The following is a 15739-nucleotide window of genomic DNA, read 5'->3' as shown; positions in this document are numbered from 1 at the left end:
TCGTCGGAAATCGCAGTGTAAAGTGAGCAAGTTTTCGCCTGGCAATACTGCCTGGCTAGAGTCTCAATACTACATCTAGTGATCAAAGAAGAACAGAGCCACTACATGCGGTAATTACATTTATGTAGTTATCCACCGACATTCCACAAGCCGCACACCGCCGACCGGCCCCAGACCGCCCGAATTCCGCGGAACCCCGGACAGTTATCCACAGGGCCTTGCCCTGACTATATTTTGCCTGTGGAATGTCCGACGGCGTGTCGCGGCCGGTCCCCACACCGAGCGCGCACGGCACACAAAAGGCCGGAACGCTCACGCATTCCGGCCTTCGGGTGGGTAGTGCTAACGCAAGAACGGTCAGTGACCGCCCGACCGGCGCTTGTTGTACACGTCAAAAGCCACAGCGAGAAGCAGCACGAGGCCTTTGACTGCCTGCTGCCACTCGATGCCAATGCCGAGAATCGACATACCGTTGTTGAGCACACCAATGATCAGACCGCCAATGATGGCGCCGCCGACCGTACCGATGCCACCCTGCACGGCCGCACCACCGATGAACGCTGCCGAAATGGCCTCGAGTTCGAAGCCATCACCGGCCTTCGGGCCGGCGAGATTAAGCCTGGCGGTGAAGATGAGGCCCGCCAGGGCGGCGAGAATACCCATGTTCACGAACAGGTAGAAGTCGACCTTGCGGTTCTTGATGCCGGAGAGTTCGGCTGCGTGGCGGTTGCCGCCGATCGCGTAGATGTGGCGGCCGAACACCGTCCGGTTCATCACAACACCATAGATGAGCACGAGCACGGCGAGCACGATCAGGGTGACCGGGATGCCCTTATAGCTCGCGAGCGCGTAGGCGAAGAAGCCAACTGCCGCGGTGATCAGGATGAGCTTGGTCACGAACCACACCAGGGGCTCGACCTCTTGGCCGTACTTGGACCGTCCCAGGCGCGTGCGCACCTGCTGCACAATCAGAGCAATCACGGCGATCAGTCCGACTCCGAGGGTGAGCGGGTCGAGGTCGAACTCGCCGAACACGTCGGTGAGAAAGCCGTTGCCGAGCGCACGGTACTCGGCCGGGAAGGAGCCGATGTTCGTATTTCCGAGCACAACGAGCGCCAGGCCGCGAAAGATGAGCATGCCCGCCAGGGTCACGATGAACGCCGGGATTCCCACATAGGCAATCCAGAAGCCCTGCCACACGCCAACAAGAGCGCCGATGCCGAGCGACATAATGATGGCCAGCCACCACGGCAGGCCCCACTGCACGGCGAAGACACCGGAACATGCGCCGACGAAAGCGGCCACCGATCCCACCGACAGGTCGATGTGGCCCGCAACGATCACCATCACCATTCCAATGGCGAGAACGAGAATGTAGCCGTTCTGCACGATCAAGTTGGAGATATTTTGCGGGCGTAAAAGAATGCCGTCGGTCAGAACCGCAAACAGCACCACCACCAGAACGAGGGCAATGAAAATACCGTTCTTGCCCAGGTCGGCCAAAACGTGACTCAGCCAAGACGTGGCTTTGTTCTCACTCGGGTTGACCAGGCCTCCCGTGGCCGGCGTGGTCTCTTGATCACTCATTGGGGTTCTCCTTTTCCGCTAGCGCCGGCGCTAGCGGGCCTTTTCCATGGTCATGTGCTTAATGAGGGTCTCCGGCGTGGCGGTCTCAATCGGGAATTCCCCGGTGATGGCACCCTCAGCCAGGGTATAAATGCGATCGCAAATGCCGAGCAGTTCCGGCAGCTCCGAAGAGATGACAATAACGCCCTTACCGGCCGCGGCAAGTTTGTTGATGATTGTGTAAATTTCGTATTTGGCCCCCACGTCGATCCCGCGGGTGGGCTCGTCAAGAATCAAAACGTCGGGGTTGGAGTAGATCCACTTCGACAGCACCACCTTCTGCTGGTTGCCACCAGAAAGTTTGCCGGTCTTGACGAGCACGTTCGGAGCCTTGATATTCATGCTCGCGCGGTATTCGTTGGCGACCTGATACTCCTCGTTGTCATTCACGAGGCCCTTGCGTACCAGCCGATGCAGCGCCGCCATAGAGACGTTGCGCTTAATGTCTTCGATCAGGTTCAGGCCGTAGGTCTTGCGGTCCTCAGTGGCGTAGGCGATGCCGTTGTCGATGGCTTCGGTCACGGTGCGGGTCTTGATCTCAGTGCCGTGCTTGAATACCTTGCCGGTGATGCGGCTCCCGTAGGAACGCCCAAACAGGCTCATTGCGAATTCCGTGCGGCCAGCCCCCATGAGGCCGGCGATTCCCACAATCTCACCGGCACGTACGCTGAGGTTGACGTGGTCAACGATCATGCGCGTCACGTCTTGCGGGTGAAAAGCGGTCCAGTCCTCAACCCGAAGGATCTCTTCCCCAATGTCGGGAGTGTGATCCGGGTAGCGGTGCTCGAGGTCACGACCGACCATGTCTTTGATGATGCGTTCTTCGGTGACGTCGAGCTTGGCGATGGTTTCAATGGCCCGGCCGTCACGGATGATCGTGACCGCGTCGGAGACTTTCTTGATCTCGTTGAGCTTGTGGCTGATGATGATCGACGTGATGCCCTGACCCTTGAGGTGCAGGATGAGATCGAGCAAATGGTCGGAGTCGTCATCGTTGAGGGCCGCCGTTGGCTCATCCAGGATCAGCAATTTCACCCGTTTCGAGAGCGCCTTAGCAATCTCGACGAGCTGCTGCTTGCCGACGCCGATGTCCATGATCCGCGTCGTTGGATTTTCGCGCAGCCCCACCCGGGCAAGAAGCTTGGCAGCCTCAGAGTTGGTCTTGTTCCAGTCAATGAGACCGAAGGCGCCACGCTGTTCGTTGTTCAGAAAGATGTTCTCGGCAATAGAGAGGTACGGACTGAGCGCGAGCTCCTGGTGAATGATCACGATTCCCTTGGCCTCGGAATCGCTGATGCTCTTGAACTCAACGATTTCGTCTTCGAAGACGATGTCGCCGGTGTAGGTGCCGTGCGGGTAGACGCCGCTGAGCACCTTCATCAGGGTTGACTTTCCGGCACCGTTCTCGCCGCAGATGGCGTGGACCTCCCCGCGACTGACGTCGAGTGTCACGTCAGAGAGCGCCTTTACTCCGGGAAACGTCTTGGTGATGCCGCGCATCTCAAGGATGTTCGTAGTCACGTGAGCACCTTCTTTATTCCTCTATTGCATGGTCAGAACCCGGGCGATTTCGGCGACCGGTAAAAATGTGGGGGGCACAACGGCCGGTGGGGTAAAACTACCCCACCGACCGTTGGGCACGGGCTAAACAGGGGCAGCGAAACCTAGCCGTTGATTTCTGCTTCTGTCCAGTAGCCCGAATCAATCAGCACGGCCGGGATGTTGTCCTTGACCACGATCGTCGAGTCGAGCAGGAACGACGGAACGGTCTTCACACCGTTGTCGTAGTCCTCCGAGTTGTTGGTCTCGGGGGTCTCGCCATTCAGCAGGGCGACGGCCATGTTCACGGCGACGGATGCGAGCTCGCGCGTGTCCTTGAAGATGGTGCCGTACTGCTCACCCGAGTTGATCGCCTTGACCGAGTCGATCTCGGCGTCCTGGCCGGAGATGATGGGCCAGCCGTCGCCGACGGAGTAGCCAGAGCCCTCGAGGGCAGAGATGATGCCACGAGAGATGCCGTCGTATGGCGACAGGATGGCGTTGACCACGGTGCCGTCCGAGTACTGCGCGGTGAGGAGGTCCTCCATGCGAGCCTGTGCTTCTTCTCCGGCCCAGCGGAGGGTAGCGACCTGCTCAATGTCGGTCTGGTTGCTCTTGACCACGAGGACGCCGTCGTCGATCAGCGGCTGGAAGGCATCCATTGCACCGTTGAAGAAGAAGAACGCGTTGTTGTCATCGAGCGAACCGGCGAAGAGCTCAAGGTTGAACGGACCGGCAGGCGCGCCCTCGATGGGCGTTCCGTCGAGTTCGGCAAGTCCGAGTCCGTTCAGGACCGACCAGGCCTGCTGCTGTCCGACCTTGAAGTTGTCGAAGGAGGCGTAGTAGTCGACGTTTTCGGTATCGCGGATGAGTCGGTCATATGCGATGACGGGAATGTCCGCGTCAGCGGCGTCCTGCAACACGCTCGTGAGCGTCGTGCCGTCGATCGAGGCCACGATCAGGGCTTCGGCACCCTTGGTGATCATGTTCTCAATCTGCGAGACCTGCATGGGGATATCGTCCTCGGCGTACTGGAGGTCGACGGTGAAGCCCTGTTCCTCGAGCTGGCTCTTGACGGCGTTACCGTCGGCGATCCAACGCTCGGAGCTCTTGGTCGGCATGGCAACGCCGATCAGTCCCTTGTCGCCACCTCCGTCGGTGCCGGTGGATGTGGCGCCGGATGAGCAGGCTGCCATCGATACCGCGAGGGCACCCGCGGCCACGACTGCGAAGAATACGTTCTTTTTCACTGTGTTACCTTTCATTCTGTTTATCGTCATTGATGTGAAATTGCAGGATTGTGGAGCAGGTACAGGCCTTGTGCCAGTCGGTAGTAGGCCTGATTCCAACGCACTTCGCGGGTGAAATCGCGCAGGGTGGTGGTTTTATCGATCACGAGAAGCTCGGTGCGAGCGATCTCGGCGAAATCGTGGAGCACCTCGGTGCCGCCGGCAGACGACGTTACGGTGGTGCGGTCGGCTGCCATCACTGCAACGCCCCCTGCGGTGCTTGTCCGTAGACATTCTGGTAGCGGGCGAACAGGGAATCGATAGATTCCTGTGGGATCGGGACGAGTTCACCGCCCACGCGGGCAAGCTGAACCGTGCGGGCAACGTCCTCCACCATGACCGCGGCCTTCACAGCATCGCGGGCGTCCTTGCCGATCGTGAAGGGCCCGTGGTTCGCCATCAAGACGGCACGAGAACGGTGGCCGGTGAGAGTCTCCACGATGCCGCGGCCGATCGAATCGTCGCCGATAATGGCGAAAGGTCCGACCGGGATCGGGCCGCCGAATTCGTCGGCCATGGCCGTGATAACGCACGGGATGGCTTCATTGCGGGCGGCCCAGGCCGTGGCGTAGGTGGAGTGCGTGTGCACAACACCGCCGACATCAGGCATGTTCCGGTAGACGTAGGCGTGTGCTGCGGTGTCACTCGACGGCGAGCGGTCGGCGCCCGGCGTGCCGGGGATGACATTTGCGTCGAGGTCACAGAGAATCATGTTCTCCGGTGCCAGGTCGGCATAGTCGACCCCGCTGGGCTTGATAACGAACAGGTCGGCGCCCGGCACCCGGCCAGAGACATTGCCGCCGGTCCAGACCACGAGCCCGTTGCGAAACAGCTCCGCGTGCAGGCGGGTGATTTCAGCGCGAACGCGGGCGATCGCGACCTCGATCTGGGGGCCGTAGGTGCTCATGCGAACACCAGCCTGGCGCGGTCCGTGGCCGCGGCCGGACGGCCGCCGGCAGCGCGCACCATAACGGCCCGACTCGGATTGGCCACGCTCAACGCGCGCGTCCCGCCGTCGACCGAGGTCAGGGACTCGGTACAGGAGATCGCATCGGTTGTACTCACGGAATCGACTCCTATGTCAGGTCTGAGCGCGGACGATACCGCGAGTGGTTCGGGTGTGGTGACAGGGCAATCGCTTGACTCGATCTGCATGTTCCGACCGAATGTGATCGGTCACATTGCTGTGTGTTTATGTTAGCGGCATTGGGACACACTGTGTCAACAGCGACTTTGTCTCGTTTGAATAACGCTCGAAATCGCGCATACCGCCGATCGAAATCGCTACAAAGGATCGATCGACCCGCAGGCCGAACCTCAGAATGCCGGGCGCGCGGTCGAGCCGCGAACGATGAGCTCCGGCATGATGGCGCCCTGGTTTTCCGCAGTGGTGCCCGCGATGTTGGCCAGCAGCAGCGCGACGCAGCGCCGGCCGAGCTCGGCGAAGTCCTGGCGCACCGTCGTGAGCGGTGGCCAAAAGTGAGCCGCCTCCGGGATGTCGTCGAAGCCCACGATGCTCACGTCGCGGGGCACCTCGAGCCCGGCTTCCCGGATCGCGTGCATGAGGCCAAGGGCCATCTGGTCGTTGGACGAGAAGATTGCAGTGAAGTCCCGCACGTGCAGCAGCTCGCGCCCGGCGTGATAGCCGAATTGCGCAGTCCAGTCGCCGAGGATCGGCGCCGTGGTCGGAACTTCCCTGGCCCCCATCTCCTCCAGGAAGCCGTGCATACGAGCCTCGGCCTCGATCCAGTCCTGCGGCCCGGCGAGATGATAGATGTCACGGTGTCCGAGGTCGATGAGGTGCCGAGTGGCCAGTCGTGCACCGGCGATCTGGTCCACGGTGAGGGCGTTGGCGTCCACGTTCCCGGAGGACTGCAGCGTCACGAACGGCACATCGATCGACAGTAGCTTGAGGGCATTGAACACCTGCACCTGCGGTGCGATCACCACGATCCCCTCCACGGATTGGGACATCAGGTGGTCGACGGCCGCCGCGATGGACCCGGGCTCCCCACGATTGAGGTTCGCCGTGTTCACAAAGTATCCGGCGTCCCGCGCCGCGTCCTGGATCGCGGCGATGCTGCTCGCCGGGCCGTATTCGGCGCTCGACGCGGACAGCACACCGATCGTGCGGGATCGTCCGCGCGAGAGTGCGCGGGCGGCCCGATTGGGCCGGTATTGCAGTTCTTCGATGACCGCGAGCACCCGGGCTTTGGTGGAATCGCGGATGCTGGCGTGATTGTTGAGTACGCGCGATACGGTCTGGTGGGAGACCCCGGCGAGGCGCGCGACGTCGCGGATGCTCGGCGCACGCTCTTTCGTTGAGTCGTCCGACACGGTCACCCCCGAAGTCATGTGCACGGTCACAAATTGGCCCGCGGTTACATTATGCAGGCACAGACCGCAATGTGACAGTCACATTGTAACGGTCACATTGTAACGGTCACATTGTAACGGTCACATTGTAACGGTCACATTGTGACGGTCACAATGTGACTGTCACATTCGCCCGGCCCGGCTCGTGTCGCAAAGCACGGCACACTGGAGTTATGCCCATTCTCAACAAAGACATGACCCTGTGCATCTCACTCGCGGCCCGCCCGAGCAACCTGGGCACCCGGTTTCACAACTATCTCTACGAAGAATTCGGCCTGAACTACATTTACAAGGCCTTCGCCCCGGTTGATCTGGCGAATGCGATCGCCGGCGTGCGCGGATTAGGCATCCGCGGTTGCGCCGTGTCGATGCCCTACAAAGAAGACGTCATCGCTTTCATCGATGAAATGGATGCCTCGGCGTCGGCCATCGACTCGGTCAACACGATCGTCAACAACGCGGGGCACCTCACGGCGTACAACACCGACTATTCCGCAGTGCAGCGTCTGCTCGCCGAGCACGCCGTGCCGCGGAACTATTCGGTCATTCTGCGCGGCAGCGGCGGCATGGCCAAGGCCGTCGCAGCGGCCCTGCACGATGCCGGGTTCGCCCAGGGCACGATCGTGGCGCGCAACGAGGGCACCGGCCGGGCGCTGGCCGCACTCTACGGTTACGACTGGGCACCCGAGGTCGGCCCGCTCACCGCCGACCTCATCGTCAACGTCACGCCGGTAGGTATGACCGGAGGCGCGGCATCCGCTGAAACGTCATTTCTGCCCGAAACGATAGCGGGGGCACGCCTGGTCTTCGACGTTGTAGCCACCCCCGCCGAAACTCCGCTCATTCTGGCGGCCCAAGCGCTCGGCAAGCCGGTCATCACGGGAGCCGAGGTCGTCGCGCTGCAGGCCGAGGAGCAGTTCTTTCTCTACACCGGCATCCGCCCAACTCCCGATCAGGTGCACCGGGCCTCCGCTTTCTCCCGCGAGCCCTGACCCTACTCTCTGCATCGGACGGGGCCCAGCTTAGAAACTGGGCCCACGTTCATATGCTGGGCCCGCACGCGCGATACCCCGCAAGTCTTTCCGGGCCCGGGCCCGGAAAACGGGCCCGTGATCGATCATGGGCCCGCTTTCCTGACCTGGGCCCGCAACAAACGCGTCGGTCCAGATCAGGCCCCGGGCAGCGCACCCTCCAGGTCGGCGATGAGGTCCTCGACGTCTTCGATTCCGACCGAGAGGCGAATGATATTGTCGGGCACCTCGAGCTCGGTCCCGCGCACCGAGGCGTGCGTCATTTCCGAGGGGTAGTTCACGAGCGACTCCACGCCGCCAAGCGATTCGGCCAACTGGAACAGGTGCATCGACTCGGCGAACTGGCGTGCGGCCGCGGCGCCACCGGCAAACGCGATGGAGATCATGCCGCCGAAGCCGGACATCTGCTTCTTGGCCAGCTCGTGCCCCGGATGGCCGGGCAGCCCCGGGTAGTAGACCTGCTCGATGGCTGGGTGGCCGTCGAGAAAATCGGCGATGGCCTGAGCATTCTTGCAGTGCCGTTCCATGCGCACCGAGAGCGTCTTGATGCCGCGGACGGTCAACCAGGAGTCGAGCGGGGCCGACACCGGCCCGGCCGCGAACTGCAGAAACTTGGCCTTCTCGTGCAGCTCGTCATCGTTGATGATGAGCGCGCCGCCGAGCACATCAGAGTGGCCGCCAAGATATTTCGTGGTCGAGTGTACGACGACGTCAGCGCCGAAGGCAAGCGGATGCTGCAGGGCCGGCGACGCAAACGTGTTGTCGACGATCGCGATGACACCATGCCGGTGCGCGATCTCGGACAGTGCCGCGATGTCGCTGATCTTCATCAGCGGGTTGCTCGGCGTCTCCACCCAGAGGATTTTGGTTTCGGGGCGGATGGCCGCCTCAACCGCCGCAAGGTCGCTCATCTCAACGGTCGTGTTGAGCACGCCCCAGGCTCCGTGCACCTGGTTGATGAGCCGGTGGGTTCCTCCGTAGACGTCGTTGCCGAGCACCACGTGGTCGCCCGGCTTGAGGATGGCACGCAAAATGGTGTCTTCCGCGGCTAGACCACTCGCGAACGACAGGCCGTGCTTGCCGCCTTCCAACGCGGCGAGCAGGGATTCGAGCACGGTGCGGGTGGGGTTGCCGCCGCGGCTGTACTCGTAACCGCCGCGCAGGTTGCCGATGCTCTCCTGCACGTAGGTGGAAGTCTGGTAGATCGGCGGAATGACGGCGCCGGTCGTCGGGTCGAATTCCTGACCGGCGTGGATGGCGATCGTGTCGAACTTGTTAGCCATGGGTGCTCCCTGTGTAGAAATGATCAGACGCTCAGGTAGCTGAGCAGGTCGTGCCGGGTGATGACGCCGAGTGGTTTGCCGCCGTCGGTCACGAGCAGCGCGTCGTGAGTGGCGAAGGCGGCGCGGGCGGCAGCGACGGGCTCGTTGACGCCGATCAGCGGCAGCGGCACGCCCACGATCGCCCCGATCCGGTCGGTGAGCTGCGCGTCGCCGGAGAAGACCCGGTCCATCAGAGCTCGCTCATCGACCGAGCCAAGCACCTCCCCCATGACGACGGGCGGCTTGGCGCTCAGCACGAGCAGCTGCGACACACCCTGGCTGGTCATGGTTTCGATGGCGTCACGCACGGTGTCGCTCGGGTGCACATAGACCAGAGCCGGCAGTCGCCCGGTCTTCGATTCGAGCAAATTGGCGACCGTGTGACCGGCGGGGGCTGCGCTGAAACCGTAGCTGCGCATCCACTTATCGTTGAAGATCTTGCCGAGATAACCGCGACCGCCGTCGGGCAGCAGGACCACGATGGTGTCGTCGGGTCCGAGCTTTTCGGCTGCACGTAGGGCGACAACGACGGCCATTCCGCTCGAGCCGCCGACCAAAATTCCCTCTTCGAGCGCGAGCCGCCGGGTCATCGCGAAGGAGTCGGCGTCGGAGACGGCGATGACCTCGTGCACGACGGCGGGATCGTAGGCGCCCGGCCAAAAGTCCTCACCAACACCCTCGACCAGGTAGGGCCGGCCGGTGCCGCCGGAGTAGACCGAACCTTCAGGGTCCGCTCCGATGATGCGCACGGCGTCGTTTGACACCTCCCGTAGGTAGCGGCCGGTTCCGGTGATGGTGCCGCCGGTGCCGACTCCGGCGACGAAGTGCGTGACCGTGCCGTCGGTGTCGCGCCAGATCTCGGGGCCGGTGGTCTCGTAGTGACTGAGCGGGCCGTTCGGGTTGAAGTATTGGTTGGGCTTGAAAGCACCCGGAATGTCCCTGGCCAGCCGGTCCGAGACGCTGTAATACGATTCGGGGTCCTCCGGTGAAACGGATGTCGGCGTCACCACGATCTCGGCGCCGTATGCCGTGAGGACGTTGCGTTTGTCCTCGCCGACCTTGTCCGGCAATACGAACACGCACTTGTAGCCGCGCTGCTGCGCCACCAGGGCCAGGCCCACCCCGGTGTTGCCGGAGGTGGGTTCGACGATCGTACCGCCGGGTTTCAAGAATCCATCGCGCTCGGCGGCGTCGATAATGCGCACCGCGATGCGGTCCTTCGCCGAGCCGCCCGGGTTGAGATATTCCAGCTTCACCAGCACCGTCGCGGTCAATCCCGCGGTGACCTTGTGGAGTTTGACCAGCGGCGTGTCACCGATGAGGTCGAGAATGGTGTTAGCGATTTTCATGGGAATTCCTTCTGTCGAGCCGCACGCGAGTGGGCAGGCGCGGCCTCGGGTTGCACCGGCGCGGCGCGTTCCGGGCGGTGGCCGGGCGCGTTCGTGGAGGGTCGGCTAGCGACAGCAGCAACACGACGAGTGAACGGGCACGCATCTACTCTAACGGGCGGCGAGACCTGGCGACCAGCCTGAGAAATGTCTGTGAGAGCGAGATCAGAGGGAAGCTGCAGGGGCGACTGGTACGTTCGATTGGAAGTAGTTCCCACAGAGAGGCCGTCGTGACCCCCCAGCCCGGATCCCCAGTCAATAAAGCGTCGATCAAGGAAGAGCGTGCTGCGAAGCGCGCGAAGAAGCTGGAGGAATATCACCGCCAGCAGAAGCGCAGCAAGCGCAACCGACGGATCGGCATCATTGGTGGGTCGGTCGCCGCGGTCGCTATCATCGCCCTCCTGGTGGCCACTTTTGCGCTCGCCCCGAAAGCGGCGAACTACGCGGGCGGCGGCGCCGGCGATGCGTCGACGATCGACGGCGTGGAGACCTTCACTAACACGGCCGGACACGTCGAAACGGCGGTGACCTACGAGCAGACGCCGCCCGCCGGTGGCGAACACGCCCCGGCCTGGCTCAATTGCGGCGTGTACGATCAGGCGGTTCCGAGCGAGAACGCGGTGCACTCCCTCGAGCACGGCGCAATCTGGGTTACCTATGACCCGGCGATCGCTGACGCCGAGCTCGACCTGCTCAAGACGGCGCTGCCCTCCAGCTACGTCGTGTTGTCGCCCTTCGAGGGAATTCCCGCACCGATCGTGCTGAGCGGTTGGAATGCCCAGCTGCAGGTCGACAGCGCAGACGACGCGCGCATCGGTGAATTCTTCACCGAATTCTGGAAGAGCACGAACGTGCCCGAAGACGGCGCCTCCTGCTCGGGCGCAATCGACGCCCCCGGCAAGGTTTCCTAGAGCGCGGGACAGCGTGCAGCCCATAATGCCTGCGCGACCAGCGGATGCCCCACCGTCGCGACCGCGCCGCACCCTGATTCGTGCGATCGCGGCATCCGTTCTGGTGACGGCGCTCGTAGTCGGAGCCGTGGCCTTCTCAATCGGGAGATTGAGCACGATCGTCGACGCGACGCCCGAGACGACGAGCGCCGAGGCCGGCTTCGCGCGGGATATGCAGGAGCACCACAACCAGGGGGTCGAACTCGCCCTGATCATCCGCGATCGGACCGATGATGAACCGGTGCGGCTGCTCGCCTACGACATCGCCACGACGCAGGCCAAGCAGAGCGGGCAGATGTCGGGCTGGCTCGCCGTGTGGGGGCTGCCGCAATTCGCCCCGGAGCCGTCGATGACCTGGATGACCCGACCCGGCCTCTCCGGCGAGACCCACGACGGACCGCACACGGCCGGTTCCGACGCCGTGCACGTCGCCGGGGAGCCGATGCCCGGGCTCGCGACCGCCGCCGAAATTGCCGCGCTCACCGCGGCCTCCGGGGTCGAAGCTGAACGCCAGTTTCTCGCCATCATGATCGCTCACCACCGGGGTGCGATCGAGATGGCCGAGGCGGTGCTGGACCGCAGCACCAACGCGACCGTGCAGTCGTTTGCGACCTCGGTCGTGCTGAGCCAGGAGTCCGAAATCGATCTGATGACCGGGATGCTCGCCGACCGTTCGTAGCCCTCCCCGGTGCGCGACAGGCGCCGGGCCCACCCTGTGAACCGGGGCCCAGCCTATGAACTGGGCCCACGTTCCGGGTCCGGGCCCCGTGCACGATGGCGTCAGGGGATGGCGCAATAGGTCAGAATTTCGGTGCCGTTGCCTTCGTCGTCGTCGTCGGGGGCCACCCGCATCGTCACGCAGCCCGAGTCGAGCGAGATCGAGAACGGGTTTCGAGTGACCGTGTGCCCGGCCGTCGAGTACAGGCCGATCGGAAATTCCCGAGCGATCGTGCGCTGTGCGGTATCGATGAGTGCCAACCCGCCCAGCTCAAAAGCTCCGGATGCCCCGCTCAGCACCGCGATTCCGCTCGCGGCGATGAGACCCTCACCGAGAAAGCGGCAGTCCTGGTAGTCGATGAACCCGCTCGGATTCGGCCAATACGCGACCAACGCCCCAGCAACAGTCCAGGTGTAGAAGAACCGTGAGCCCCAGCTGGCGCCGTGCACGAGGCCATTCACCCGGTCGCAGACGACCCAGCTCACGTGGTCGGCGACCCGAAAGCGCTCCCGAACCTCGCCGGACGCCGGGTCGATCGTCATAATCATGCTCTGGCCGCCCGGGCGGTACTGCGCCACCGACACCCATACCGAACTGCCGTCGAAGTCGATGCCGCCCGGGTGGTACATCTCGCCGTCGCCCACGATCACATCCCGCTGCAGCGCTCCGCGCTCGTCGATGATGAACACGTGACCCACTCCACGGGTTTCGGCCTGAATCTCCACCGAAGACAGAAAGGTGAGTCCCGCGGCGAAGGCCAGCCCCTGCGGGTGGAAGGTGGCAAAGTCGAGCGGTAACCGGTCGACCAGGTGCCAGGGCGTCTGCCGGTCGAGACCGTCGAGTGCGTCGAGTGCGGGCATCAGCTCGCGCGCACGGCGGCGCGCCACAGGCCATACACTTCCGTCGCGGCCTCGGGGGCGGCCACCACGATGCCGCCGCGCCGAGGAAACGCGTTCGGAATCCCGTCTTCGTCAAGCACGACGCCACCGGCCTCCTGCACGATCAGGGTGCCGGCCAGATGGTCGACGGCGCTGAACTGGCCGATCACCGAGGCGGCTCCCCGTCCGGCGGCGATTCCCACGACGGTCAGCGTGGCTGAGCCCATCACCCTCATGATGCTGAACCGCTCGCCCAGCGCGGTCAGGAGTTCGATCATGCCCGGCCACGGCAGGTGCCCGGCGAGTTCCGTGTGTACGACCCGTCCGGCCAGCGACAGCGGTCCCTCGCCGGCTCGGGGCAGCGCCAGGGCAGCGCCATTGAGCCGGGCGCCCTGCCCGGCCACCGCTTCGAACAGGTCGCCGCGCCAGGGTTCGGACACGACGGCGACGTAGGGAACGTGATCCACCGCCAGGGCGAGTGAAAACGACGTCCACGGGATCAGGTTGGCGTAGTTTGTCGTGCCGTCGACCGGGTCGAGGTACCAGCACGGCACGCCGGCCTGCGCCTCGCCGCCCATCTCTTCGCCGACGAAGTTGTGGCCGGGAAATTTGGCAGCAATCCGCGCGCGAACATGTGCCTCGACGGCAACGTCCACCTCGGTCACGAGGTCGCCGGGGTTCGCCTTGGTCGAAATTGTTCCCTTGTCGGCGGATCGGCTATAGTCCTGCGCCCAGATCGCGAGTTCCCGGGCAATCGCACTGGCCTCGCGCAGCTCGTCCGCCGAGAACGCCGAAACCGCAGAGAAAGCCGCCGGCTCAGGCCCGACGGCCTCGCGCACGGTCTCGGCGAGCAGAGCCAACCGATTGGAGGTCACGGAATCCACGCCCAGCGCGAGCACCCACCGCATGATCGCGGCGCTATCGACCGTCCAGCAGGCGACCCGCAAGCCCAGGGCATGAATGTCGTCCACGAGCTTTCGGCTGAGCACGACATACTCCGCGTTCACAAAATCCGGCCGGAGCTCATCGATCAACTCGAGCGGTGGCGCCTCGCGCCGGTCCCACGGCAGCCAGATGCTAGCCGCAGCATCCAGAGAACGGATGCGCCGCATCCCGGCCAAACTTCCACACCACGCGACGTCCAGGCCGCTTTCTCGCACTACGTCAAAAGCCTGCGCGGCCGGCGCTTCCTCGTCCATGTCGATAAGCAGCAGGGCGGGGGAATCTTCGAACAGCTTCAGCGCGTCTCGCAACAACGGGACACGAAGATCGTCGCCGCCCAACAGAGCGACCTGCGCGTAGGTCAGGTCCGAGATGGCGGCGTCGAAGCCCCACAACCGAAGGAGGCTCGCATCGTGCAGCAACACCACCTGGCCGTCACGGGTGACCCGAACATCGACCTCGACGTAGTCCGCCCCCGCCGCAATCGCCGATCGAATCGCTGCGAGGGTATTCTCCCGAAAATTCTGGGAATCCCCGCGGTGAGCGGTGACAGCGGCGACCCGCTGGGCGGCCGCGCTGGGCGCGCTCATGCCGCCACCCCGGCGGCCGTGATGAGCCGGCCCTGCCGAAAGGTAAGCGCCTTCTGGATGGCGGCGTGACCGCGATCGCCGGGCGCCGGTGGCAGCCCGGAGGCGAAGGCGCGAAGAGTGGCGTCATCGCGCTTCAGGTAGATTTCGTGAAAATGCCCGTGGGGCACGACGCGCTCGACGACGGCCGGGCGTGCATCGAATGATGCGTGCAGGGTGAACACCACGTCTTCCGGGCGAATGCCGATGACGTCGTCACCGGGCACGACGGCGCCGTTGACCAGCGAACCTTCGATCCGGTTCAGGCTGCCGATAAAGGTGGCGACGAATTCGGTTTCCGGCCGGGAATACAGCTCGGCCGGCCGGCTGAACTGCTCAATCTTTCCGGCGTTCATCACGGCGATTCGATCGGACATCGACATCGCCTCCTCCTGGTCGTGCGTCACGATCAGCGTCGTGATGCCCAGGCGCTGCTGAATTTCACGGATGTCCTCACGCACTTTCACCCGCAGCTTCGCGTCCAGGTTGCTGAGCGGTTCGTCCAGCAACAGCAGCTCCGGCTCCTGCACCAGGGCGCGCGCCAGGGCAACGCGCTGCTGCTCACCCCCGGAGATTCGGGCCGGCCGTGAGTTTTTGTGGTGCAGCAGGTTGACCAGCGCGAGGGCAGCATCCACTCGCTGCTCGATCTCCTTTTTGCCGAGTCGACGCAGTTTGAGGGGGAAGCCAACGTTCTTCACGACCGTCATGTGCGGCCACAGCGCATAGTTCTGAAACACCATGGCACTGGGCCGTTTCTCGGCACCGAAGGCGGACACCTCGCGGTCGTGCACCTGGATCGAGCCGGCGTCGGGCGCGAGGAATCCGGCGATCATGCGCAGGGTCGTGGTTTTTCCACAGCCGGAGGGGCCAAGCAGGGAGACCAGCTCCCCGTCCTGCACGGTCAGGTCGAGATTGTCGATGATGGTGCGACCGCCGAGCACCTTGTGGAGGCCGCGCACGCGCAGACCGCGCGAGCCGCCGGCATCCGTTTCACGGTGTGTGTGTGTCGTGGAATGTATTTCTTCGATCAAAGTCATGGTCTTCTCTACACTTC

At 63.7% G+C, this 15739-nt stretch carries 14 protein-coding genes and 1 pseudogene; 3 read left to right on the top strand and 12 right to left on the bottom strand.

What is annotated here, in order from left to right:
* Positions 1-357 precede the first annotated feature (357 nt).
* The 7 genes and pseudogenes from mmsB to E3T41_RS08875 form a co-directional block, all read right to left on the bottom strand.
* Positions 358-1587: a multiple monosaccharide ABC transporter permease gene (mmsB, locus tag E3T41_RS08900; RefSeq protein WP_092448339.1), complete on the bottom strand. Its 1230-nt coding sequence runs from the start codon at positions 1585-1587 to the stop codon at positions 358-360.
* 30 nt (positions 1588-1617) lie between these two features.
* A complete protein-coding gene (gene mmsA / locus E3T41_RS08895; protein WP_092448340.1) occupies positions 1618-3147 on the bottom strand; it encodes a multiple monosaccharide ABC transporter ATP-binding protein in 1530 nt (509 codons plus the stop codon).
* Positions 3148-3290: 143 nt separating this feature from the next.
* Positions 3291-4361: a multiple monosaccharide ABC transporter substrate-binding protein gene (chvE, locus tag E3T41_RS08890; protein WP_369828661.1), complete on the bottom strand. Its 1071-nt coding sequence runs from the start codon at positions 4359-4361 to the stop codon at positions 3291-3293.
* Positions 4362-4441: 80 nt separating this feature from the next.
* Positions 4442-4702: pseudogene (locus E3T41_RS08885) on the bottom strand (hypothetical protein); the annotation flags it as partial.
* Positions 4651-5361 carry an L-ribulose-5-phosphate 4-epimerase gene (locus E3T41_RS08880; protein ID WP_092448342.1) on the bottom strand — a complete coding sequence of 237 codons (711 nt, stop codon included), beginning with the start codon at positions 5359-5361 and terminating at the stop codon, positions 4651-4653. The pseudogene E3T41_RS08885 and the gene E3T41_RS08880, both read right to left, overlap by 52 nt.
* A complete protein-coding gene (locus tag E3T41_RS17900) occupies positions 5358-5519 on the bottom strand; it encodes a hypothetical protein (RefSeq protein WP_158251609.1) in 162 nt (53 codons plus the stop codon). The genes E3T41_RS08880 and E3T41_RS17900 overlap by 4 nt, the downstream gene beginning before the upstream one ends.
* Positions 5520-5771: 252 nt before the next feature.
* Positions 5772-6809 (bottom strand): LacI family DNA-binding transcriptional regulator, encoded by a 1038-nt coding sequence (locus tag E3T41_RS08875; RefSeq protein ID WP_166787513.1) that lies wholly within the window; start codon positions 6807-6809, stop codon positions 5772-5774.
* Between the two features lie 194 nt (positions 6810-7003).
* Here E3T41_RS08875 and E3T41_RS08870 point away from each other — a divergent pair, with 194 nt between their 5' ends.
* On the top strand, positions 7004-7822 hold the full coding sequence (locus E3T41_RS08870) for a shikimate 5-dehydrogenase (RefSeq protein ID WP_134478177.1): 819 nt from the start codon (positions 7004-7006) through the stop codon (positions 7820-7822).
* Between the two features lie 176 nt (positions 7823-7998).
* Here E3T41_RS08870 and E3T41_RS08865 read toward each other — a convergent pair whose 3' ends face one another.
* Complete coding sequence (locus E3T41_RS08865) at positions 7999-9144, bottom strand: cystathionine gamma-synthase (protein WP_134478175.1); 1146 nt, start codon at positions 9142-9144, stop codon at positions 7999-8001.
* A gap of 23 nt (positions 9145-9167) precedes the next feature.
* On the bottom strand, positions 9168-10532 hold the full coding sequence (locus tag E3T41_RS08860; protein ID WP_134478173.1) for a cystathionine beta-synthase: 1365 nt from the start codon (positions 10530-10532) through the stop codon (positions 9168-9170).
* 269 nt (positions 10533-10801) lie between these two features.
* On the opposite strand from E3T41_RS08860, the gene E3T41_RS08855 reads away from it, so the two are divergent.
* Positions 10802-11482 (top strand): DUF3105 domain-containing protein, encoded by a 681-nt coding sequence (locus E3T41_RS08855; protein WP_134478171.1) that lies wholly within the window; start codon positions 10802-10804, stop codon positions 11480-11482.
* 25 nt (positions 11483-11507) lie between these two features.
* On the top strand, positions 11508-12200 hold the full coding sequence (locus E3T41_RS08850; RefSeq protein ID WP_104132175.1) for a DUF305 domain-containing protein: 693 nt from the start codon (positions 11508-11510) through the stop codon (positions 12198-12200).
* A 101-nt stretch (positions 12201-12301) separates the two neighbouring features.
* Here E3T41_RS08850 and E3T41_RS08845 read toward each other — a convergent pair whose 3' ends face one another.
* From E3T41_RS08845 to E3T41_RS08835, 3 genes are read right to left on the bottom strand one after another with little or no spacing between them, the layout of a single operon-like run.
* Positions 12302-13099, bottom strand: coding sequence for a DUF6454 family protein (locus E3T41_RS08845; RefSeq protein ID WP_134478169.1), 798 nt, complete (start codon positions 13097-13099; stop codon positions 12302-12304).
* Positions 13099-14649: an inositol monophosphatase family protein gene (locus tag E3T41_RS08840; RefSeq protein WP_134478167.1), complete on the bottom strand. Its 1551-nt coding sequence runs from the start codon at positions 14647-14649 to the stop codon at positions 13099-13101. Before E3T41_RS08840 ends, E3T41_RS08845 begins: the two co-directional genes overlap by 1 nt.
* Complete coding sequence (locus tag E3T41_RS08835; protein WP_134478165.1) at positions 14646-15722, bottom strand: ABC transporter ATP-binding protein; 1077 nt, start codon at positions 15720-15722, stop codon at positions 14646-14648. The genes E3T41_RS08840 and E3T41_RS08835 overlap by 4 nt, the downstream gene beginning before the upstream one ends.
* Positions 15723-15739: the final 17 nt, after the last annotated feature.

The sequence above is a fragment of the Cryobacterium sp. Hh38 genome, from assembly GCF_004403235.1.
GTDB lineage: Bacteria > Actinomycetota > Actinomycetes > Actinomycetales > Microbacteriaceae > Cryobacterium > Cryobacterium levicorallinum.
The sequence above is the reverse complement of the archived record's forward strand: the minus strand, read 5'-3'. Positions and strand labels throughout refer to the sequence as shown.